Genomic DNA, 21265 nt, shown 5'->3' with positions numbered 1-21265 from the left:
AAACGCTCCACCATGTGTGTTTGCTACTTCAAGACAGATTACCCGGCAGGCTTTTGGCCCACCGGCAAACGGCCGGCAAGCCTTGATTTTCTGGCCGACAACCATTCAGGTTAACCTTTCCAATTATCACTATCCTTTTGACGAATTGTCAAAAACGGGCCTGTTTTATGCTTTTTCAAAAAAGCCTTACCCGCGAGCTGAGCTACACCAGTATCGGGGTATTTTTCATTTTGTTCGCCATCCTGCTCAGCACACAGACCATCAACCTGCTTGGCCGTGCTGCCCAGGGGCGCATCGCCAGCGACGCGGTGTTCGCCATGATCGGCTTCTGGTCGATTGGCTTCTTTCCGGTGCTGATGATCCTCACCATCTTCGTCAGCGTTATTGTCACCCTTACCCGCATGTGGCGCGAGCATGAAATGGCTGTCTGGATGGCCAGTGGCAAATCGCTGTCCGATTGGGTAAGCCCGGTTTTACGTTTTGCCCTGCCGCTATCGCTGCTGATTGCCGTCGGCACCACGGTGGTGGAACCGTGGGCGGTACAACGCAGCAAGGAATACGCCGAGACCCTGAAACAGCGTGAAGAGATGACCGCGCTGGCACCCGGCGTGTTCAAGGAGTCGCGCAGCAGTGACCGCGTCTACTTTATCGAAAGCTACTCACCGCTGAGTGGCGCCACCCGCAACGTGTTCGTGCAAACCATCCGCCAGGGCGAGGTATCGTCCATTTTTGCCAAGGAAGGCCAGCTCAGTACTGACAAGGACGGCAACCGCATGCTGGTACTGAAGAACGGTCGTCGCTATACCGGCGAGCCGGGCTCCGGCGCGTTTGAAGTGGCCGAATTCGAACGTTACTCGCTCAAGATCAGCGAAGTGGCGCGCCTGGTACAGCCGGAAATCAATAGCGAAACGCGGCCAACCCTGGCGCTGCTGGGCAGCGACTTGCCGGCCGACAAAGCCGAACTGGCCTGGCGGCTGTCGCTGCCGCTGAGCGCGCTGATACTTGCGCTGATGGCCATTCCTCTCAGCTACTACAACCCGCGCGCCGGACACGCTTACAACCTGGTCTTTGCCCTGGGCGCCTACCTGCTGTACCAGAACCTGCTGTGGCTGCTGCGTGACGGCATCGGCAGCGGCAAGCTGGGCAGCGCGCTGGCCATTCTGCCTGCCCACCTGGTAATGCTGGCGCTGGCCATTGCCCTGCTTTTTTATCGCAACCGACCTGCCGAACCCTGGCTTACCCGTATGAAACGACTGCTGCGGAGGAAATCCGCATGAGCATGCTGCGCCAGTACCTGCTGGGCCGCTTTACCAGCACTACCTTGTTCACCCTGGCCTGCCTGCTGGGCCTGTACGGTTTTTTTGACGCCATCCGCGAGCTACCCAACGTCGGCAAAGGCAGTTTCGATTCTGGCACCCTGCTGATCTATACCCTGCTGCAGGCACCGGGCCACGCCTACGAGCTGATGCCGCTGGCAGTACTGATTGGCGCCATGGTCGCCATGTCGCAGCTATCCAGCACCTCGGAATACACTGCCATTCGTACTGCAGGCGTATCACTGGGCCAGATTGCCCGCATCAAGCTGCTGTTCGGCGTCATCATGGCCATCAGTGCACTGCTGCTGGGCGAGTTTGCCGCACCACTGGCAGAGAAAAATGCCGAGCGCATCAAACTGCAAGCCACCCACTCGCTGGTGGCGCAGGAATTCCGCTCCGGCCTGTGGGTCAAGGATGACAACAACTTCATCAATGTGGGCGAAATGCTGCCAGACAGCACGCTGCTGGGTATCCGCATCTACACCTACGACCAGGACTACCGTTTGGTGATGAGCCGCCACGCCGAGCGCGCCCAGTACCAGCCTGCCAGCAAGAGCTGGCTGCTCAGCGGCGTGCGGCAGTCGGAGATCCTGCCAGACCGCATCAAGGTACAACGCTTGCCGGAACAGGTATGGCAGTCCGTCATCCAGCCCGACATCCTGTCGGTGCTGCTGGTGGTACCCGAGCAGATGTCTGCCATGGACCTGATGACATATATCGAACACCTGCATAACAATAATCAGAAGACACAGCGCTACGAAATTGCCCTGTGGGGCAAGCTGTTCTACCCGTTGGCCTGTATTTCGATGGTGATGGTGGCACTGGCATTCACGCCTGTTTCCGGCCGCCACAATGATCTGGGCATCAAGCTGTTTGCCGGCATTTGCCTGGGCATTGCCTTCCACTTCAGCAACCGTCTGTTCGGCCATCTGGGCTTGTTGTACAACTGGAATCCCATCGTGTCCGCCACCCTGCCCACGCTGCTATTCCTGCTGGCAGGACTGACCGCAATCGCCCGACAGGAAAGACGATGACAGCCAACGACCAGACCCAGCTCACCCGACGCTGGCGGCAAACCCTGCAACAGGGCCGCGAGGCCCTGGCGCAGGAGTACCGCAGCAACCGCAATGCCCGTCAGTACCTGATCAAGCATGGCCAGCTGGTTGACAGCACCATCCGCTCGGTGTGGGAAATCCTGGGCTTGGGGCAGCGCGCGGCGCTGCTGGCCGTTGGCGGCTACGGTCGCGGCCAACTGTTTCCGCACTCCGATATCGACCTGCTGCTGTTGCTGCCGGAAGCCACCTCGCACAACCTGTCCGGCGTGGTGGAGAACTTCATCGGGGTGATGTGGGACATCGGGCTGGAAGTGGGCCACAGCGTTCGCACCATCAACGAGTGCCTGAGCGAAGCGCGCCAGGACATCACGGTAGAAACCACGCTGCTGGAAAACCGCCTGCTGGCCGGCAACATCACGCTGTATCACCAGCTGAACCAGGCTGTGGAGAAACACCGCGACCCGTTACGCTTCCTGGAAGGCAAGCTGCTGGAACAGCAACAGCGGCACAACAAGCACTTCGGCGTCACCAGCAACCTGGAACCCAACGTCAAAGAAAGCCCGGGCGGCCTGCGCGACCTGCACACCATCCTGTGGATCAGCAAGGCCATTGGCCTGGGCCAGAACTGGGACAGTCTGGCGGCCAACGAGATTCTTACCGCCTCCGAGGCACGCCTGATCCATTACAGCGAGCGGCAACTGGAGCAGATCCGCATCGACCTGCACCTGGCAGCGCGCCGCCGCGAAGACCGGCTGATTTTCGACCTGCAGCAGCAAGTGGCCACCATGAACGGCCTGAGCGACGACAAGGCCAAGCGCGCCAGCGAACAGCTGATGCAGCGCTTCTATAAATCGGCAAAGAACGTCAGCCAGCTCAACGGCATCTTGCTGCCCAACCTGCGCGCGCGCCTGCTGTGCGACGTACCACGCATCACCCAGCAACTGGACCAGCACTTCTACAGCGTGAACGGCCTGCTGGGCATCTACGACAGCCAGGTGTTCGAGCGCGAACCGTCCACCATTTTGCGCGCCTTCCTGCACATGCAGCAGCATGAGCTGGGCGGCATGGCGCCGCGCACGCTGCGCGGTTTGTGGCACGCGCGCCGCCAGATCAACGACCGCTTCCGCCGCGACCCGGCCAACCGCGAGCTGTTCATCCAGCTGTTCCGCGCCGGCGGCGGCCTGACGCGCACCTTGCGCCGCATGAACCTGTACGGCGTACTGGGCAAATACCTGCCGGCTTTCGGCCGCATCATGGGCCAGATGCAGCACGACCTGTTCCACGTTTACACCGTGGACGAGCACATCCTGATGGTGGTGCGTAATCTGCGCCGCTTTGCCATTCCGGCCTTCAACCACGAGTACCCGCTGCTGTCGCGCCTGATCCACGAGTTCGACCGCCCCGAGTTACTGTACGTGGCCGGCTTGCTGCACGACATCGCCAAAGGCCGTGGTGGCGATCACTCCGAACTGGGCATGGTGGACGCCGCCCAGTTCTGCGAAAGCCATGGCATCGACAGCGACGACCGCGATCTGGTGGTGTGGCTGGTACAGCAGCACCTCACCATGTCCAGCGTGGCACAGAAGCAGGACATCTACGACCCGGACACCATCCAGCACTTTGCCGAACTGGTGGGCAACTACCGCCGCCTGGCCGCGCTGTACATCCTGACCGTGGCCGACATCCGCGGCACCAGCCCCAAGGTATGGAACGCCTGGAAAGCCAAGCTGCTGGAAGACCTGTTCTACGCTACCCAGCGCGCCCTGAAGCGTGGTGGCCATATCGATGTGGACTCCGAACTGGAAGAACGCAAGCAGGCCGCCCTGCGCCTGATGCGACTGCACATCATGCCGGAAGGGGCCGAGCGCACGTTCTGGCAAAAGCTGGAAACCGTGTACTTCCTGCGCCACGAGGCCAAGGAAATCGCGTGGCACACCCGCATGCTGGGGCGCCTGGTCGACACCCAGGAACCGGTGGTCCGTGCCCGGCTATCGGAAGACAAGGAGGGCTTGCAGCTACTGGTCTACACCCCGGACCAGCCCGACCTGTTTGCCCGTCTGTGCGCCTTCCTCGGCCGCCACGGTTACAGCATTGCCGACGCCAAGATCTACACCACGCGGCACGGCTACGCACTGGATACCTTCCACGTGTTCCTGCCGGAGCACCACGAAGGCAACTACCGTGACCTGATCAATTTCATCGAGTTCGAGCTGGCTGCCACCCTGCAGCGGCAGGACGCCATCAGCCTGCCAGCCAAAGGACGGCTGAACCGCCACCAGAAGAACTTCCCGGTGAAGCCGCAAGTGCTGATCCGCCCCGACGACAAGGGCAAGCACTTCGTGCTGTCGATCGTGGCCGGCGACAACCCCGGCCTGCTGGCACGCATTGCCAAGGTGCTCTCCGACTACCAGGTGAGCGTGGATTCGGCCAAGATCATGACGCTGGGCGGCCGCGTGGAAGACTCCTTCCTGCTGTCCGCACCGCGCATACCGGACGACAAGACCCTGCTGGCGCTGGAAGCCGACCTGATCGCTGCCCTGCATCTTTGAATCAAGGTTGGCCGCAACAGGCAAAACGGCGCCTACCGGTGCCGTTTTGTTATCACCCCGCTGGCGTTAGCCTTCGCGACGGAAATCGCGGGTCAGTTTATCCATATCGCTGGCGGTATCTTCCAGCTTCTGCGCGCTGGCGTGCACAAAGCGCGCCGAGTTCACGTTCTGCTCACCCAGCGCTGCCAGCTGCTCGACGGCCGCCGCTACTTGGTGTACCGATTCCGACTGGCCGCTCATTTGCTCGGACAGACCCAGGGCAAAGTCACGCGCCTCGTCTGCCACGCGCAGCAGGCTTTGCAGATGGCTGGCCGACTGGCGGATTTCATCGCTGACGCGGCCAACCTCGGCCGCAGACAAGTCCATCTTGCCGGCCACACTATCGGTAATGCTGACGATATGCTGCACCAGGTTGGTAATGCGCTCGGTGGTCTGCGAGGTGCGCTCGGCCAGTTTGCGCACTTCGTCGGCCACCACGGCAAAACCGCGCCCGGTTTCGCCCGCCCGCGCCGATTCGATGGCCGCATTCAGCGCCAGCAGGTTGGTCTGATCGGCAATTTCGTGAATCAGGTCCGTCATACCCTTGATCTGACTGATCGCCGATTCCAGTTCGCCCAACTCCTGCTTCGATTGCGTGACCACTGCAACCGCCTGGCCGGCGGTCTGCTCGGCCAGCTGCATCACGCCCTGCCCGTCGGTCGCCGCACGGCGGGTTGCCTCGGCACCCTGCACACACTCATCGGTCATCGCCACGATACGGCCAACCGAGTCGCTGATGGACGCCATAGAGGTACTGATGTGATTGAGGCCACTACCTTGCTCGCGCGCCCGGTCTACCAGGCCCGACATCTCGCTACCCAACTCCACCGCCTGGCGGTGGGTGTGACTGCTGGCCGCCAGCGTATCCGCCACCAGTGCACGCAGCTGCAAACGCAGGGTTTCCAGGCTGTCAGTCATATTGCCAATCTGGCCACCCAGCTCGGCGTGCAGCGGCTGCTCCAGCCGCCCCTCGCCCAGCGCCCGCAAGCCACGATGGATTAGCGCCTGCCCCAGCGCCTCGCTGCGGCGCCACCAGAACGACGTCAGGCTCAGGCCGATCACGCCGCCCAGCGCCAGCCCCAGGCGCAGCCCCTCGCTCAAGCCGGGCACCGCACCACCAGCAAACAGCATCGCCACGAACAGGCCGGTGAGGCCGAAACCGATAACACCGCTATCCTTGCGCGATTTGTAGGCCTTCAGCGTGGAACCCAGCGTGGCCTGTTTGTTGCGCACCCGCTGGTACAAGGCCTCGGCAGCGGCCACATCGGCGCGGCTGGGCGCATTGCGTACCGATACATAGCCCTGCACCTCACCCCGCAGCGTGATCGGGGTGACGTAGGCCTCTACCCAGTAAAAGTCACCATTCTTGGCACGGTTTTTTACCAAACCACGCCAGGGCTTGCCCGCCTTGACCGTCTGCCACAAATCCGCAAAGGCCTCGGGCGGCATGTCCGGATGCCGTACCACGTTATGGTTAACACCCAGCAGTTCATGCTCTTCAAAACCGCTGATTTCGATAAAAGCACGGTTGGCGTAGGTGATGGCCCCCTTCAGATCTGTCTTGGTCACGATCGGGCGTTGCGGATCAAGAAACAGCTCGTTGCTGGTAACTGGTTGGTTGATCTTCATGGTGGACTCGTCTGTGTGTTATCAGCGGATTCTATCATTTATAAGCAAAACCAACTAAATGCTCGGGCCTATTAACTACATGCCTTTGCAATAAGCAGCAAAAACGGTACATTACGGTAATGAGAATCCTTATCAAACATTGAATGAACCACGCCCGCCACCCGCTATCCGCCAGCACCCTACTTGACATGCTGGAACAGCAGCGTATCGGAGCCGAATACCAGCCCATCAAGGCAACCCGCACCCTGGAAACGGTTGGCCACGAGGCGCTGGCCCGCTTCTACGATGCCAAGCAACAGACCTTGCCACCGCAAGCCGTGTTCGCCGCCTTGCACGCCTCGCCGATCACGCTGATCCAGGCCGAACTGATGAGCAAACGCTGGCAAATCCAGCACGCTCCAGCCAGTGGCCTGCTGTTTCTGAACCTGGACCCGGACGTGTTTGACGACAATCCGGCCAATGAATGCCACCCTGTTCTGGCACTGCTGGATCAGCCTAATAGAATGGTGGTCGAGATTATCGAGAATGCAAGCATCCAGGAGGCAAAACGCAGCCTGTGGCTAGCGGAATCGCTGGCGGCCATCGGGATAAAAACCGCGCTTGACGATATCGGTGCCGATGGCACGCTATTGTCATTACCCATTTTATGCAGCGTCGATATTTTCAAATTTGATCGTCGCTGGCTGAAAGCCATCCAGCAGCCGGCACAAATGCGCATGCTCACCCTGCTGCTGGACTATGCGCGCCAGGAAAACCGGCAAACCGTATTGGAAGGCATTGAAACAGCAGAGGACCTGGCCATCGCCAGGGAGTTGGGCGTCGACCTGGTACAGGGCTATTACTTCCGGCCGGAATTCATTCAGACCAAGGCATGAAATACCCGACCCGGCTTTACCTCAGCCGGGAAACGGGTCGCATCAGCGTGAAATCAACATTCGCTTTGTTGCGGCCAACATGAAAAACCCTGTTTGCACAACAAACAGGGTTTTTCAGTTTTAACAGCCCGCTTACTGACAGGCTGCACTGGTATTTATCCGGCGATCAGCGGGAAACCACAATCATTTCCACATCGCGCAATGCCGAAATATCTTTACCACCAGCATAACTGATCGACGACTGCAGGTCTTCTTTCAGCTCAACCAATACCCGGCTAATACTGCCTTTGTATTCCACCAGGATTTTCTTGCCTTCAACGTTCTTGTATTCACCTTTGTTGAATTGCGAAGCGCTACCAAAGTATTCTTTATAGTGCTTGCCGTTGATTTCAACAATTTCACCAGCCGACTCGTCATAACCGGCAAACAGCGAACCCGCCATCACCATGCTGGCGCCGCAAGCCAGCGCCTTGGCCACATCGCCATGCTCGACAATGCCACCATCGGCAATCACCGGCACGCTGACCGCAGCCGCGCAATCCTGCACCGTGGCAATCATCGGGCGATGGAAACCGGTCTTGTTTTTGGTAATACAGACACGGCCACCGGCAATGCCGGCCTTGATGGCGTCGCAGCCCCAGGCCTCCAGATCGCGCGCCGCCTCGGCGGTAGCGATATTGCCGCCAATCAGGAAACTGCCGGGAAACTCGGCTTTCACGTGCTTGATCATGCGCTCGGCTTTTACGCACCAGGCGTTGGCAATATCCAGTGTGATGTATTCCGGCGTCAGACCTGCCGCCTTCAATGCGGCCAACTGGGTCAGCGTATCGTCGTTGACACCGATACTGATGGACGCAAACAAGCCTTTCTGCTGCATGTCTGCCACAAATGCCACGGCATCCACGTTAAAACGGTGCATGGTGTAAAACCAGCCGTGGCGGGCGAAAAATTCGCAGGTTTCTGCATCCACCACGCTTTTCATATTCGATGCATACAACGGCATATCAAATCGCCGCGGACCAAATTGTACCGAGGTATCACATTCTTTACGGCTATCGACAATGGTTTTCTTCGGAACCAGATAAACATCGCCATAGTTCAATTCGGTTTTGTGCATGATGCGCTCCATTAATGGGGTTGGCATGCCGCCGTTCCGGATAGCGACATAAAACTGGGGGCCCCAAAAATAAAAGCGGAAGCCACTGGCTTCCGCTTGCATTTATCCCTGCGCTTGCTTTCACCGTCGAATCGGCGAAAGGCGCGCACAAACGATTCAAATGTACAGGCCCAGTTTCAGACTGTCAACCGGAAAATAAAAAATTGTGCGCATTCAGTTATCCAGCCACGCGATGATGCTCTGCCACGCCTCGCGTTCGCGCTGGGTGCGCGACAGCGGCAAATCGAACAGCGTCATGCCCTGCGCCGCCGCTTGAACATATAGCTGACTGCTGCGGACATGGCCGATCACCGGCACATCCAGCCCATCGAGGAACTGCTGCAAATCGCGGGCCGACTTGGTGCGCGGGTCGATGCGCATGCCTACCACGCCGACAAATGCCTTCTGCTTGCGTACCGCTTTTTCCTGCAGCAGCACCTCGAAAAAGTCTCGACTGGCCCAGATATCGAAGGGAGACGGCTGAATCGGCACGATGACGCGATCCACCTGTGCCACCAGCGCGGCCAGTTTTTTGCCATGCAAACCGGCAGCGCTATCCAGAATGATCACCTGGGTGCCTTTGGGCGGCCGCGCCGGCTCGCCCGGTGTTACCTTCCAGCCGCTGATCGCCGGCAAGGCGGCGTCGCGGCATGCCAGCCAGGCCAGCGACGATTGCTGCCGGTCAACGTCGCCCAGCATGATGCGCGTGCCCTGTGCCGCATAAAAACCTGCCAGGTTGGTGGACAGGGTCGACTTGCCACTCCCCCCCTTGGGGTTGGCCACCAGAATCGAATACGCCATAACACCTCTCTTGTTCTTATTGCGATTACGCAGACAACGGTAGCCGCATGTCTTATGCTGGACTCCCCCATCCCCCAGGAAGTTCGCATGCCCGCACCTGCGTTTGCCGCCCTGCTCTTTGACATGGACGGCCTGATGATCGATACCGAGACGCTCTCCGCCCGGGCTTGGCAGCACGCTGCCGAGGCGCTGGCAATCCCGCTGCAGGCGCACCATCTGCAAGCCATGGTCGGCCTGAGTACCGAGTACTGCCTGGACTACCTGCAGCAGGCGCTGCCGGATACCGACGTGGCACAGTTTGGCGTTGTGGCGCGCGCGCAGTACCACCGCACCCTGCGGGAAGACAGCATACCCCTGAAGCCAGGCATTATCGAATTATTGCAGTGGTGCGAGCAGAAGGCGCTGCCGCGCGCGGTCGCCACCGCGACCCAGCGCGCCCTGGCCGACATCAAGCTGGCACGCAGCCAATTGGCGCCGTTCTTCCGCCACAGCGTCTGCGGTGACGAAGTGGCGCGCAGCAAGCCGGCGCCAGACGTCTACCTGAAAGCCGCCGCACTGCTGGGCGTGCCCGCCTCGGATTGCATTGTGCTGGAAGATTCGCCCCACGGTGCGCGCGCGGCATTGGCCGCCGGCATGCGCGTGATCGTGGTGCCAGACCTGGCACCACCGGATACCGACATAGCAAAACAGGCCCTGGCGGTATGCCAGGACCTGTTCGAAGCACGGTCGCTGCTAGCAGCGCTGTTTAGCCATCCGCATTGATGCGCTTGATCAGCGCGCGCAGCACGTCCATGGCCTGCTCGTTTTCTACCTGGCAGGTACCCGCCGCCTCGTGGCCGCCACCGCCATACTCCAGCATCAGCGCGCCGATATTGGTCTTGCTGCTGCGATCGATAATGGATTTGCCGGTGGCAAATACCGTGTTCTGACGATTCAGCCCCCACAGCACGTGGATGGAGACGTTGGTCTGCGGATACATCGCGTAAATGGCAAAACGGTTGATCGGGTGGATCAGGTCTTCCTCGCGCAAGTCCAGCACTACCAGGTTGCCGTGCACGGTAGCGCACCGTTCGATCTGCTCGCGCGCCTTCGGCTCGTGCTCGAAGTACAAGTCGACTCGCTCCTTGACATCGGGCAAGGCCAGGATTTCGTCGATAGTATGGTGACGGCAGTACTTGATCAGATCCATCATCAGCGTGTAGTTGCTGATACGGAACTCACGGAAGCGCCCCAAGCCGGTACGCGCGTCCATCAGGTAGTTCAGCAACACCCAGCCTTGCGGGTTCAGGATCTCATCCTGACTGAACTGAGCCGCATCGGCCTTGTCCACCGCTGCCATCATGTCGTCGGCGATGCCGGGGAAGCGCGCTTTACCGCCGTAGTAGTTGTACACCACGCGGGCGGCCGACGGTGCTGCCGGGTCGATGATGTGGTTGCTGCGCTCGCCCTCGTTGCGCAACGTTTCCGAGAAGTGGTGATCGAAAGCCAAATGGGCCCCCGCCACGTAAGGCAGGTTGGTCGTGATGTCGCGATCGGTGATCTCGACCTTGCCGTCCTGCATGTCTTTGGGGTGGACGAACTTGATGTCGTCGATCAGATCCAGCTCGTTAAGCAGTACAGCGCACACCAGGCCATCGAAGTCACTTCGTGTTACCAGGCGGTATTTCTCGTGGGCCATCATTCAGTCTCCAGCGCGATGACGTTTATCCAGATAGATGATTCATGATAACGCGGCACTCGCGGTTTGCGCGGGTGATTTGGTCTTGGCCTGCACAGCCACAATCCCGCCCCAGCGCGAATTGTCTTGTCATTCATCGACTTCTTGCCTGTCGTACCGGCAACAAGCAGGACAAAGTGTTACCTAAATGATGCACCCGGCAAGGCCATATCGATATCCCAGCCCCCATGCAACACGTGCTGAACGAAAAGACCTGACCGCTGTCACACTTGTTTGCCAGCCACACAGCCCGCATAATCGCGCACATGAAATTTCTCTCAGACCTCTTCCCCGTCCTGCTGTTCTTCGGCTGTTACTGGCTAACCAAGGATATGTTCCTGGCCACCGGAATCGCCATTGCCGCCACCGTCGTTATGGTAGCCCTCAGCTGGATCAAGCACCGCAAAGTGGAAACCATGCAATGGATCAGCCTGGCGCTGATCGTGGTCATGGGTGGCGCCACGCTGTTACTCCACGACAAGCATTTCATCATGTGGAAACCCACCGTGCTGTACTGGCTGATGGGGGCTGGCCTGGTGTACGGCCAGCTGAGCGGCCGTTTCGGCATGAAAAGCCTGATGGGCGGCCAACTGCAGCTGCCCGAAACCATCTGGAAAAAACTCAACTATGCCTGGGCTGCCTTTTTTGCCGTGCTGGGCGCCGTCAACCTGTTTGTCGCTTTCCGTTTCAGTGAAGCGGTATGGGTGAACTTCAAGTTGTTCGGCGGCTTCGGCCTGATGATTGCCTTCGTGGTAGCCCAGAGCATTTACCTGTCCAAGTACATCGAGGAGACCCCCTGATGCTGTACGCCATCACCGGGCAAGACGTGCCAGATTCGCTGGCCGCCCGCCTGGCTGCCCGCCCCGCTCACCTGGAACGGCTGCAAGCACTGCAAGCTGAAGGTCGCCTGCTGTTGGCCGGCCCCTTCCCTGCCATCGACAGCAATGACCCGGGTAGCGCCGGTTTTACGGGCAGCCTGATCGTGGCCGAATTCGCCAGCTTGCAGCAAGCACAGGCTTGGGCAGACGCCGATCCTTACGTTGCCGCCGGGGTGTACGCCACGGTCAGCGTAAAACCCTTCCGCAAAGTTTTACCAGCATGAGCCTCAGCGATAGCATTCGCCAGCGCTTGGCCGTTCTGGCCCCCAGCCATCTGGACATCCACGACGACAGTGCAGCACATGCAGGCCATGCGGGCGCCGCAGATGGCAGCCATTTCGATGTTGTCATCGTGGCCGACGCTTTTGCCGGCAAAAGTCGTCTCCAGCGGCAGCGCATGGTCTACGCCGCGCTGGGCGATCTGATGCAACAAGGCATTCACGCACTGGCCATGCGCACCTACACACCGGACGAATTGTAAAACATGAAAAAACTCACCTCGCTGCTGAGCACCGGCGTTCTGCTGGCTGCCACCCAAGCGGTCTTTGCCGCACCGGTTGCCACCGTCAACGGCACCGTCATCGACCAGAGCGTACTCGACCAGGCCGTCAGCCAGGTTGTGGGCGCCAACGGTGGTCGCGTACAGGACACGCCGGCACTGCGCGAAGACCTGCGCCAGCGCCTGATCAACCGCGAACTGGTACTGCAAGCCGCCATCAAGGCTGGCCTCGACAAGGACCCGGCCTTTATCCAACGCATGGATGAAGTGCGCAAGGATTTGCTGCAGCAAGTATTCTTCGACGCTGCCGCCAAAAACCGGCCGGTTAGCGAAGAAGCCGTCAAAGCCGAATACGACCGCTACAGCGCCCAGTTCAAAGGGGTGAACGAAGTCTCGGTACGCCAGATCGTGCTGCCTACCGAAGATGCGGCCAACAAAACCATCGCCGCACTGAAAAAAGGCGGCAAGTTCGATCAACTGGCCAAAACCCAGTCGATTGACGAAAACAGCAAGGCACGCGGTGGCGACATGGGCTGGGGCAACCTGGCGGCCATGGAAGCACCGCTGGCAGAAGCTCTGAAAGCCATCCCCAAAGGCCAGATCAGCGCCAAGCCGCTGCAATCGTCGCTGGGCTGGCATGTCTTCAAGGTTGAAGATATTCGCGCCGCCACACCGGCACCGTTCGAAGCAGTGAAGGCGCGCATCGCTCAGGAACTGCAGGAAAAGGCTGTCCGTGATGCAGTACTCGAACTGCGCCAGAAAGCCACCATCCAATAACCCATACGGAAATCACTGATGAAAACTCGTTTCAAGCATTCCCTGATCGCTGCCGCCCTGATGGTGGCTGGCTCCACTGCTGTGGCCACCCCGTCCGTCAACGGCGTTGCCATCAGCCAGCAACGCATCGACGCCATCGTGCGCATGATGGAAGCCCAGGGCCAGCCGGCCAACCCGCAGATGAAAGAGATGATCACCGACCAGCTGGTGACCGCTGAAATCCTGCGTCAGGAAGCCGTGAAAAAGGGCATGGACAAGTCTGCCGACTTCCAGGCTGAAATGGAAAACGCCCAAGCCATGGCGCTGGCTAACCGTTACATCAAGGAATACGTACGCACCAACCCGATTACCGACGCCCAGATCAAGGCCGAGTACGAGAAGGTAAAAGCCGAATTCCCGGAGAAAAAGAGCTACAAGGCGCGCCACATCCTGGTGAAGACCGAAGCCGAAGCAAAAGCTGTACTGGCCTCGCTGAAAAAGGGCAAGCCGTTCGACCAACTGGCCAAGGAAAAATCGATTGACCCGGGTAGCAAGGTCAACGGTGGCGATCTGGGCTGGAACGAACCGGCAACTTTCGTCGCACCGTTCTCCGAAGCCATGATCAAGCTGGCCAAAGGCCAGGTTACCGCTACCCCGGTGAAAACCCAGTTCGGTTTCCACATCATCAAACTGGACGACGTGAAAGTAGAAGCCGCACCGCCGGTAGATGCCCTGCGCCCGCAGCTGGAGCAACGCATCCAGTCGCAGCGTATCGAAAGCCTGATCAAGGACCTGAAAGCCAAGGCCAAGGTTCAGCAGTAAGCCCACGTGAAAAGCGCCAGCCTGCTGCTGGCGCATTTCACCAAACAAAAAGCCTGTTTGCACCGCAAACAGGCTTTTTGCTGTGACCAGGCCGCTTTACCACCGCCCGATCGATCTGCGCTCAGTCGTCGCCATCGTCTTGCCAGGACGGCTTGCGGTTTTCCAGCAGTGCCGCCACGCCTTCGCGCTGCTCGGCGCCTTCCATCAGCTCCAGGAAGGCTGCACGCTCCAGCAGCAACTGCCGCTCCAGCGTAGTCTGTTGGCTCACCTCGATCAGGCGTCGCGCCGCCAGCACCGCACTGCGCGATTGCAATGCCACCTTGCTGGCCAGGCTGACGGCTACGATCTTGGCAAATCCGCTATCCACCACTTCCTCGGCCAAACCGATCTTGAGTGCGGTATCCGCATCCACCAGCTCGCCGCCCAGGATGATGCGCTTGGCCCACGGCACGCCAACGCGATCGGTCAGCGCCTTGCTGCCACCGGCCGCGGGGATCAGCCCGGCTACCGCTTCCGGCATGCCCAGCTTGGCGCCACGCTCGATCACGATGTAATCACAGGACAGCGCGCACTCCAGGCCACTGCCCAGCGCCATGCCGTTCACGGCCGCTACCGTCACGCCACGGAATTGCCGCACGCTGTTGTAGGCTTGGGCAAACGCATCCACGATGCGGCCAGCCTGCTCACGACTGGCCTTTGCCAGCAGGGTCATGTCCACGCCGGCAGTAAAGAACTGGTCACCCGCACCGGTCAGTACCACGCTGCGCACTTCGCTATCGGCGTCCAGACTTTCCATGGCAGCAGTCAGTGCCTTCAACGACTCCAGCGTCCAGGCATTGGCCGGCGGGTTGTTGATAGTAACAATGGCAGACTGACCCAAACGCTCCACGATAATGTACTTGCTCATTTATTACCTCCCCACCCTCGCCACACGGCTATTAGACTTATTGACCGTGCCAGTACGTCTCCACATCGACAGCGCCTCATTCACGGAAAGGCGTTCATTTTGTGACTAAATGTCGAGATTTTCTAGTACTAAAAATGGACTATCACCATGATTTTGCAAGTATTTCAATACAGATAAGTATAATGTCATTATTAGTCATTTATAATAATCCATAGAGCTATTTAGCCCTGAAAAAGCCCAGCCACGGCAAATAGGGCTGTTACAATCCACTTTCCGTTTTAGAACCATTTTTAACGATATGCTGGAAATCAGCCTGCTATCCCTGTTTCTGACTGGCCTGCTGGGGGGCGTACACTGCCTGGGCATGTGCGGTGGCATCGTCACGGCCATCTCGCTAACCGGCACCGGCAACCGACCGCTACTCTTGCTGGGCTACAATCTGGGACGGCTTGGCAGTTATACCTTGATCGGCGCCCTGCTGGGCGGCCTCAGCCAGTGGGGCCTGGCCCAGACCAGCTATCTGCCATTGCAGCAATGGCTGTTTGCGCTGGCCAACCTGCTGTTGATTTTGCTGGGCCTGTACCTGGCCGGGCTATCCACCATGGTTGGCCGCATCGAAAAACTGGGGGTGCCACTATGGCAACGCCTGCAGCCACTGACCCACCGCTTCTTGCCGGTACGCCACCCCTGGCATAGCGTGCTGGTCGGTGCCGTCTGGGGCTGGGTGCCGTGCGGCTTGGTGTACACAGCCAGCCTGGCCGCCCTGGCCACGCAATCTGCCGCAGGCGGTGCACTGGCCATGCTCAGCTTTGGCCTGGGCACCCTGCCCAACCTGCTGCTGATGGGCAGCTTTGCCAGCCAGCTGCAGCGCCTCAAACAAAAACGGCCAGTCCGCTTGTTTGCGGGCCTGGCCATTTGCGCGCTTGGTGCCTGGCACCTGTACTTGCTGCTTACTTCATCGTTGCCAGCATCGCATTGACGTTGCTGCGGAACAGCTGCAGGTAGCTGCTGGCAGCCGGGTCGGCCGACAGCGCATCGGAGTACAGCTTGCCGCCAACCTTGACGCCGGCTTCACGGCTGAGCTGATCCAGCAAACGGCGGTCAGCCATATTTTCGAAGAATACTGCGGTCACTTTCTCTTTCTTCACCTGACGGATCAGCGCCGCTACGCCCTTGGCAGACGCCTCAGCATCGGTACTGACACCTTGCGGCGCCATGAAGCGGATCTTGTAGCGGGCGCCCAGGTAAGCAAACGCGTCGTGCGAGGTCAGCACCTTGCGACGATCGGCCGGCACAGCGGCCAGGCTCTTGGCCGCCCAGGCATCGAGCTCGCCCAGCTTGGCCTTGTAGGCTTGCGCACGCTGGCGGTAGTAGGCAGCGCCATCCGGATCGGCCTTGGCAAAGCCGTCCGCCATCGCATCGGCGTACAGCACCACATTCTGCGGGTTATGCCAGGCGTGCGGGTCGACCTTGCCGTGGTCATGATCGTGGCCGTGATCATGCCCCTCATGTTCGTCGTGCTCGGCCATCGCCAGCGGCTTCACCTTAGCGGCGGCGGTGATGGTCATGCCCTTGAAGCCGGCAGACTTGCTCAGCCGCGTCATCCAGCCCTCGAAGCCCAGGCCGTTCACCACAAACACCTTGGCGGCGGCCAACTTCTTCACGTCGGCCGGGGCCGGCTGGAAAACGTGGGCATCCTGATCCGGTGCCACCAGCGACACCACATCAACACGGTCGCCACCGACTTCACGTGCCACATCGGCCACGATACTGAAACTGGCTACTACCGGCAGCTTGGCCTGGGCCAGTAACGGCGACATCAACAGTGCTGCAGCAATCCATCTACGCATAGCAATTCCTAATTGGTGAAATGACGGGCACGCACCAGGCGCGGTAGCAAACCGCCCTGCGGTGCAAACAGCAGGGAAAACAGATAGAACATGCCAGCCAGCAGAATGATGGCCGGGCCGGAAGGCAGCTCGTAGTGATACGACAGCAGCAAGCCCCCCACCCCGGACAAGGCAGCGACGGCAAAGGCCACCAGCAGCATGCCCCCCACCGACACCGCCCATAGGCGCGAGGCAATGGCCGGCAACATCATCAAACCCACCGACATCAGCGTGCCCAGCGCCTGGAAACCGGCGACCAGGTTCAGCACTACCAGCAGCAGGAACAGCAAATGCCAGACGCCACCGCGGGCGCCGATGGCGCGCATGAACACCGGATCCAGGCTTTCCAGCAGCAAAGGGCGGTACACCAGCGCCATGCTCAGCACAGTAAAGCTGGCGACACCCGCCACCAGCAGCAGTGCGTGGTCGTCCACCGCCAGCACCGAGCCGAACAGCAGGTGCATCAGGTCGACATTGCTGCCGGTCTTGGACACCAGCAATACACCCAGCGACAAGGACAGCAGGTAAAAGCCGGCAAAGCTGGCGTCTTCCTTCACCTCGGTATAGCGGGTGGCCAGACCGGCCAGCACCGCCACCAACACCCCGGCAACAAAACCGCCCAGGCTCATCGCCGGCAAACTCAGCCCGGCCAGCAGGTAACCCACTGCCGCGCCAGGCAACACGGCGTGGCTCATGGCGTCGCCCATCAGGCTCATGCGGCGCATCACCAGGAACAGCCCCACCGGCGCGCTACCCATGGCCAGCGCCAGGCAGCCGGCCAGCGCGCGGCGCATGAAAGCGAAGTCGACAAACGGCGACAACAGCAGGTCGTACAACGTGCTCATGCCGGGCTCCCGTCAACATTGCACAACGGCGCCTTGGCCAGCCAGTGCGCTGCGGTTTCGCTGGCCTTACGCAGGCGCGCCTCGGTCAGCACCTCGGCGGTATCGCCCCAGGCAATGACCTCGCGCGCCATCAGCAGCGTTTGCGGAAAATGGCTATGCACCTGCGCCTGGTCGTGCAGGACGGCCACCAGCGTGCGCCCCTCCTGACGCCAGCGGTCTACCAACTGCAGCAGGTCTTGCGTAGTGCGGGCATCGACCGCGTTGAACGGTTCGTCCAGCAGGATCAAACGGGCGTCCTGCACCAGGATGCGGGCAAACAGCACTCGCTGGAACTGGCCGCTGGACAGGGCCGAGATCGGGCGGGTGGCAAAATCTTCCAGCCCCACGGTCACCAGCGCATTCCAGCTGGCTTCGTCCTGCTGGCGGCCAACCTTGCCGAACAGGCCGCTATGGCGCCAGTGACCGCTGCTGACCAGGTCGATGACCGACACCGGCAACGAGCGGTCTACTTCGGACTGCTGCGGCAGATAAGCCAGCTCGCGCCGGCCGATGCCGTGCAGCTTTACGCTGCCGCTATCGGGTTTCAGCGCCCCCATGATGGTTTTCAGCAAGGTGCTCTTGCCGGCGCCATTCGGGCCGAAGATGGCCGTGGCCGTACCGCTGGCAAAACGGCCGCTAACGTGGTGCACCGCGGGGTGGCGCTGGTAGGAAACGGTCAGGTTATCGAGCGTGATCATGCCTCCCCTCCCAGCGCCCAGGCCACCAGCAGCCAAAGCAGGCTGAGGGGCAGCGCCGCCAGCAGCAGGCGCTGCCCGGCAGACATGGACAGCAAGCGCCAGCGCGGCAGGTGATGGTCGTCACCGGCGCCATGCGGATGGGGGTGCGAGTGCGCATGGTGCTCATGCGCAGCGTGATGATGTTGGGACATGCAGTAATTCGGACTCAGAATTCGGCAGCAATGCAGGCTCGCAAGGCCGCTTCGATGGCAGGAACGTCGATATGCTCGGCAATCAGTTCAAAACGGTTGTCCCGGCGCCAGGCTACCTGGTTGGCCGCCCAGCGGCCTTCGGTCCAGTTCAGCCACAGCCAGGTATCCAGCACGCGGAAAATGCCTTTGGCGCGCACCAGCCCGGTCACCATGCCTGGCAGGCCATCAAAGAACGCCGTCAGCGCCTCGCCAGAGAACGGCGTGTCAGGCGGCAGTGTCCAGCCGTGCGACTGCCAGCCCGGCTTGTCGTCGCTGCGCACCGCCGGGCGGTAACGCGGCTTGGCCGCCACTTCGGTATCCAGCCAGGCCGGGTTGGCCGCACCGTCACGGATATCGGCCACCAGCGATTTGGGCGGGAACAACGCAGCTGCCTTGTCTCGGTACTGGGCCAGAGTGGCGTCGTCGCACAGGTCACCCTTGGTAGCCAGCAACACGTCGGCCACCATCACCTGATCGCGGTACAGCGGCTGGCGGAAGTAGTCGTTGTTGACGAATTGGCGCGGGTCGACCAGCGTCATCACCGCCCCCACTTCCAGCGCCTTGCCCAATGGATCGGCGCGCAGCTCGTCGATCAGGCCGGCAGCGTGGGCCAGCCCACTGGCTTCGATGATCAGCCGGTCCGGGCGCTCACGGCGCACCAGGTTGGCCACCGTCACCGTCATCTGCGGGCCGGCCACGCAACACAGGCAACCACCGGCAATTTCCGCCACCGGCAGTTCGCCGTTATCCAGCACGGCGCCATCGATGCCGATTTCACCAAATTCGTTGACGATAATGGCCCACTTCTCGCCCTGCGGACGGTGGGCAATCATGTGGCGCAGCGCCGTGGTCTTGCCCACGCCCAGAAAGCCGGTAATCACATTGACCAGCGTTTTTTTCATGCCTGACACTCCTGACAACGTCCGGTCAGCATCAGGTTCTGCGGGCCGATGGCAAAGCCGGCCTGACCTGCCTGTTGGCGCAATACGTCCAGCATCGGCGTGGCATCCAGCTCTTCTACCTTGCCGCAATCGCCGCACACCAGAATCAGGCCTTCGTGGCTGCAACCCACATGGTGGCAGACGATGTAGCCATTCAGGGCGTCCACCTTGTGCAGCAAGCCCGCCGCCACCAGAAAGTCCAGCGCCCGATACACGGTAGGCGGCGCCGCAATGCCGCGCATGCGCTGCAAATCTGCCAACACCTGGTATGCCTTCACCACGCCCTGGTAACCCAACACCAGCTCCAGCACCTGGCGCCGCAGCGCCGTCAGCTTGACCCCCTGCTGCTGGCAGTGGCGGTCGGCGGCCTCGATGAAGCAGGCTTGATCCATGACGATGACCTTACAAACGTTAAGAATTCTCAAATGTTACTTTATAACAAAAGTATTCACAAGCGTTAATACCTGCGTAAGCAAACCCGCTGACATACTATGCTATGCTCTAGCCATCCCAATCCGACCCTGCCCGAAACGAGGTGTAGCAATGAAAAAACTGATTCTGGCTGTTCTTTCCTGTGCCATGCTGGCGCCCGCAATGGCTGCCGACCCGATCAAGGCCCGCAAGGAAGTGTTCGAGCAATACAAGAAAACCGTAGGCCCGATGTCCAAAGTAGTGAAAGGCGAAACCCCGTTCAACAAGGACGAATTCGCCAAAATGGCCGCTCACCTGGACGAGCTGGCCCAGCAGCCGTGGCAACATTTCACGCCAGGCAGTGACAAGGGCAAAACTGACGCCAAACCGGAAATCTGGAGCAAGCCGGCCGAGTTCAAAGCTGCTGTTGATAGCCACAAAGCCGAAGTAGCCAAACTGAAACAAGTTGCCGCCGGCGCCAAGAGCCTGGATGACGTCAAGCCACAGTTTGGCGCAGTGATGAAAACCTGTAAGACCTGCCACGACAGCTTCCGCAAGGACTGATCAGCGTCACCATACAAAAGACCCGGCTAGCCGGGTCTTTTTTCATTTCAGCCTGTCGACGGAGCATGGCCCAACGCTGGTCCATTTCGGCAATGCCGCACCGCTTCACGCCTGCACTTGCATGTGCACCTTGCTACTTGCAAGACAAACCCGCCTCCATGCGTAAAACAGCGCCAGTCATCGGTCTTGCTCGCCGAGCCTACTTTTTGGGACCACGGAATGCGTCGTGACAGCTCTTACAGCTTTGCGTTATGGCGGCATATTTCATTTTCACGGCAGCCAAGTCATCACTGCGTGCGCCAGCCTGCAAAGCATCCACCGCCTGCAGGAATCGTGCCTCCTCCTGCTTCCATTTGGCAGCCTGACTCCAGATTTCCGGCTTGGCGCGGCTGACTGCATCGATGCTATTCGGCGCAAACAGTTTGAACGGCTCGCGTGACACCAGCTTCAGGGCATCGGCGTGCTTGATGAACTGCTCCTTGCGGAACGGGCCATCCCGCAGCATCACCCCGATCGGCTCATAGCTCAGTAGCACCTTCTTGAAACTACGCTGACGATCCTCGCCGGCGCCCGCCATTGCCTGCGCACACAACGCCGACAACACCACAGCAGCAAACAGTTTTTTCATCTTTGTCCAACTCAAGCAATG

At 60.1% G+C, this 21265-nt stretch carries 24 protein-coding genes; 12 read left to right on the top strand and 12 right to left on the bottom strand.

What is annotated here, in order from left to right:
- The first annotated feature begins 167 nt into the window (after positions 1 to 167).
- The 3 genes from lptF to FLQ03_RS15435 are packed head-to-tail and all read left to right on the top strand — an operon-like array spanning position 168 to position 4920.
- A complete protein-coding gene (lptF, locus tag FLQ03_RS15445; RefSeq protein ID WP_144371782.1) occupies positions 168 to 1277 on the top strand; it encodes an LPS export ABC transporter permease LptF in 1110 nt (369 codons plus the stop codon).
- On the top strand, positions 1274 to 2350 hold the full coding sequence (gene lptG / locus FLQ03_RS15440) for an LPS export ABC transporter permease LptG (protein ID WP_144371781.1): 1077 nt from the start codon (positions 1274 to 1276) through the stop codon (positions 2348 to 2350). The genes lptF and lptG overlap by 4 nt, the downstream gene beginning before the upstream one ends.
- Positions 2347 to 4920: a [protein-PII] uridylyltransferase gene (locus tag FLQ03_RS15435; RefSeq protein WP_144371780.1), complete on the top strand. Its 2574-nt coding sequence runs from the start codon at positions 2347 to 2349 to the stop codon at positions 4918 to 4920. The genes lptG and FLQ03_RS15435 overlap by 4 nt, the downstream gene beginning before the upstream one ends.
- A gap of 66 nt (positions 4921 to 4986) precedes the next feature.
- Here the strand turns inward: FLQ03_RS15435 and FLQ03_RS15430 are convergent, their stop codons facing one another.
- Positions 4987 to 6588, bottom strand: a complete 1602-nt coding sequence (locus FLQ03_RS15430) for a methyl-accepting chemotaxis protein (protein WP_144371779.1) — start codon at positions 6586 to 6588, stop codon at positions 4987 to 4989.
- A 143-nt stretch (positions 6589 to 6731) separates the two neighbouring features.
- Between FLQ03_RS15430 and FLQ03_RS15425 the strand changes: the two genes are divergently transcribed.
- Positions 6732 to 7463 (top strand): EAL domain-containing protein, encoded by a 732-nt coding sequence (locus tag FLQ03_RS15425; protein ID WP_144371778.1) that lies wholly within the window; start codon positions 6732 to 6734, stop codon positions 7461 to 7463.
- A gap of 166 nt (positions 7464 to 7629) precedes the next feature.
- Here the strand turns inward: FLQ03_RS15425 and FLQ03_RS15420 are convergent, their stop codons facing one another.
- Together FLQ03_RS15420 and FLQ03_RS15415 are read right to left on the bottom strand one after the other, a co-directional pair.
- Positions 7630 to 8682 carry a GMP reductase gene (locus FLQ03_RS15420; protein ID WP_240802287.1) on the bottom strand — a complete coding sequence of 351 codons (1053 nt, stop codon included), beginning with the start codon at positions 8680 to 8682 and terminating at the stop codon, positions 7630 to 7632.
- Between the two features lie 111 nt (positions 8683 to 8793).
- Positions 8794 to 9420 carry a ParA family protein gene (locus tag FLQ03_RS15415; protein WP_144371777.1) on the bottom strand — a complete coding sequence of 209 codons (627 nt, stop codon included), beginning with the start codon at positions 9418 to 9420 and terminating at the stop codon, positions 8794 to 8796.
- An 87-nt stretch (positions 9421 to 9507) separates the two neighbouring features.
- Here FLQ03_RS15415 and FLQ03_RS15410 point away from each other — a divergent pair, with 87 nt between their 5' ends.
- Entirely contained in the window at positions 9508 to 10182 is a 675-nt protein-coding gene (locus FLQ03_RS15410) for an HAD family hydrolase (RefSeq protein WP_206211001.1), read from the top strand.
- Here FLQ03_RS15410 and FLQ03_RS15405 read toward each other — a convergent pair.
- Positions 10166 to 11101, bottom strand: coding sequence for an exopolyphosphatase (locus tag FLQ03_RS15405; RefSeq protein WP_240802286.1), 936 nt, complete (start codon positions 11099 to 11101; stop codon positions 10166 to 10168). The genes FLQ03_RS15410 and FLQ03_RS15405 overlap by 17 nt on opposite strands.
- A 302-nt stretch (positions 11102 to 11403) precedes the next feature.
- Between FLQ03_RS15405 and FLQ03_RS15400 the strand changes: the two genes are divergently transcribed.
- The 5 genes from FLQ03_RS15400 to FLQ03_RS15380 are packed head-to-tail and all read left to right on the top strand — an operon-like array spanning position 11404 to position 14092.
- Positions 11404 to 11937: a septation protein A gene (locus FLQ03_RS15400; RefSeq protein WP_144371775.1), complete on the top strand. Its 534-nt coding sequence runs from the start codon at positions 11404 to 11406 to the stop codon at positions 11935 to 11937.
- Positions 11937 to 12239: a YciI family protein gene (locus FLQ03_RS15395; protein WP_144371774.1), complete on the top strand. Its 303-nt coding sequence runs from the start codon at positions 11937 to 11939 to the stop codon at positions 12237 to 12239. Before FLQ03_RS15400 ends, FLQ03_RS15395 begins: the two co-directional genes overlap by 1 nt.
- Positions 12236 to 12496, top strand: a complete 261-nt coding sequence (locus FLQ03_RS15390; RefSeq protein WP_144371773.1) for a BolA family protein — start codon at positions 12236 to 12238, stop codon at positions 12494 to 12496. The genes FLQ03_RS15395 and FLQ03_RS15390 overlap by 4 nt, the downstream gene beginning before the upstream one ends.
- Positions 12497 to 12499: 3 nt before the next feature.
- Positions 12500 to 13291 (top strand): peptidylprolyl isomerase, encoded by a 792-nt coding sequence (locus FLQ03_RS15385; RefSeq protein WP_144371772.1) that lies wholly within the window; start codon positions 12500 to 12502, stop codon positions 13289 to 13291.
- A gap of 18 nt (positions 13292 to 13309) precedes the next feature.
- Positions 13310 to 14092 carry a peptidylprolyl isomerase gene (locus FLQ03_RS15380; RefSeq protein ID WP_144371771.1) on the top strand — a complete coding sequence of 261 codons (783 nt, stop codon included), beginning with the start codon at positions 13310 to 13312 and terminating at the stop codon, positions 14090 to 14092.
- Positions 14093 to 14213: 121 nt separating this feature from the next.
- On the opposite strand, the gene FLQ03_RS15375 is transcribed toward FLQ03_RS15380, so the two are convergent.
- On the bottom strand, positions 14214 to 14999 hold the full coding sequence (locus tag FLQ03_RS15375) for an enoyl-CoA hydratase (protein ID WP_144371770.1): 786 nt from the start codon (positions 14997 to 14999) through the stop codon (positions 14214 to 14216).
- 298 nt (positions 15000 to 15297) lie between these two features.
- Between FLQ03_RS15375 and FLQ03_RS15370 the strand changes: the two genes are divergently transcribed.
- Positions 15298 to 15978, top strand: a complete 681-nt coding sequence (locus FLQ03_RS15370) for a sulfite exporter TauE/SafE family protein (protein WP_144371769.1) — start codon at positions 15298 to 15300, stop codon at positions 15976 to 15978.
- Here FLQ03_RS15370 and FLQ03_RS15365 read toward each other — a convergent pair.
- Genes FLQ03_RS15365 through FLQ03_RS15340 form a run of 6 tightly spaced genes read right to left on the bottom strand, consistent with a single transcriptional unit; the run spans position 15950 to position 20033 of the window.
- Positions 15950 to 16849, bottom strand: coding sequence for a metal ABC transporter substrate-binding protein (locus tag FLQ03_RS15365; protein WP_144371768.1), 900 nt, complete (start codon positions 16847 to 16849; stop codon positions 15950 to 15952). The two genes, FLQ03_RS15370 and FLQ03_RS15365, sit on opposite strands and share 29 nt — an antisense overlap.
- Before the next feature lie 8 nt (positions 16850 to 16857).
- Positions 16858 to 17733 carry a metal ABC transporter permease gene (locus tag FLQ03_RS15360; RefSeq protein ID WP_144371767.1) on the bottom strand — a complete coding sequence of 292 codons (876 nt, stop codon included), beginning with the start codon at positions 17731 to 17733 and terminating at the stop codon, positions 16858 to 16860.
- Positions 17730 to 18470, bottom strand: a complete 741-nt coding sequence (locus FLQ03_RS15355) for a metal ABC transporter ATP-binding protein (RefSeq protein ID WP_144371766.1) — start codon at positions 18468 to 18470, stop codon at positions 17730 to 17732. Before FLQ03_RS15355 ends, FLQ03_RS15360 begins: the two co-directional genes overlap by 4 nt.
- The gene (locus tag FLQ03_RS15350; RefSeq protein ID WP_144371765.1) at positions 18467 to 18661 is read right to left on the bottom strand and encodes a hypothetical protein; all 195 of its coding nucleotides are present in this window, start codon (positions 18659 to 18661) and stop codon (positions 18467 to 18469) included. Before FLQ03_RS15350 ends, FLQ03_RS15355 begins: the two co-directional genes overlap by 4 nt.
- 14 nt (positions 18662 to 18675) lie before the next feature.
- Positions 18676 to 19611 (bottom strand): CobW family GTP-binding protein, encoded by a 936-nt coding sequence (locus FLQ03_RS15345; RefSeq protein WP_206211000.1) that lies wholly within the window; start codon positions 19609 to 19611, stop codon positions 18676 to 18678.
- Positions 19599 to 20033, bottom strand: a complete 435-nt coding sequence (locus FLQ03_RS15340; protein ID WP_144371763.1) for a Fur family transcriptional regulator — start codon at positions 20031 to 20033, stop codon at positions 19599 to 19601. Before FLQ03_RS15340 ends, FLQ03_RS15345 begins: the two co-directional genes overlap by 13 nt.
- A 151-nt stretch (positions 20034 to 20184) precedes the next feature.
- Between FLQ03_RS15340 and FLQ03_RS15335 the strand changes: the two genes are divergently transcribed.
- The gene (locus FLQ03_RS15335; RefSeq protein ID WP_144371762.1) at positions 20185 to 20616 is read left to right on the top strand and encodes a c-type cytochrome; all 432 of its coding nucleotides are present in this window, start codon (positions 20185 to 20187) and stop codon (positions 20614 to 20616) included.
- 199 nt (positions 20617 to 20815) lie between these two features.
- On the opposite strand, the gene FLQ03_RS15330 is transcribed toward FLQ03_RS15335, so the two are convergent.
- Positions 20816 to 21244: a c-type cytochrome gene (locus FLQ03_RS15330; protein ID WP_144371761.1), complete on the bottom strand. Its 429-nt coding sequence runs from the start codon at positions 21242 to 21244 to the stop codon at positions 20816 to 20818.
- Positions 21245 to 21265: the final 21 nt, after the last annotated feature.

Source organism: Vogesella urethralis (assembly GCF_007644045.2).
Classification (GTDB): domain Bacteria; phylum Pseudomonadota; class Gammaproteobacteria; order Burkholderiales; family Chromobacteriaceae; genus Vogesella; species Vogesella urethralis.
Note: the sequence above shows the minus strand (reverse complement) of the source record. Positions and strands in the feature narration are given on the sequence as shown.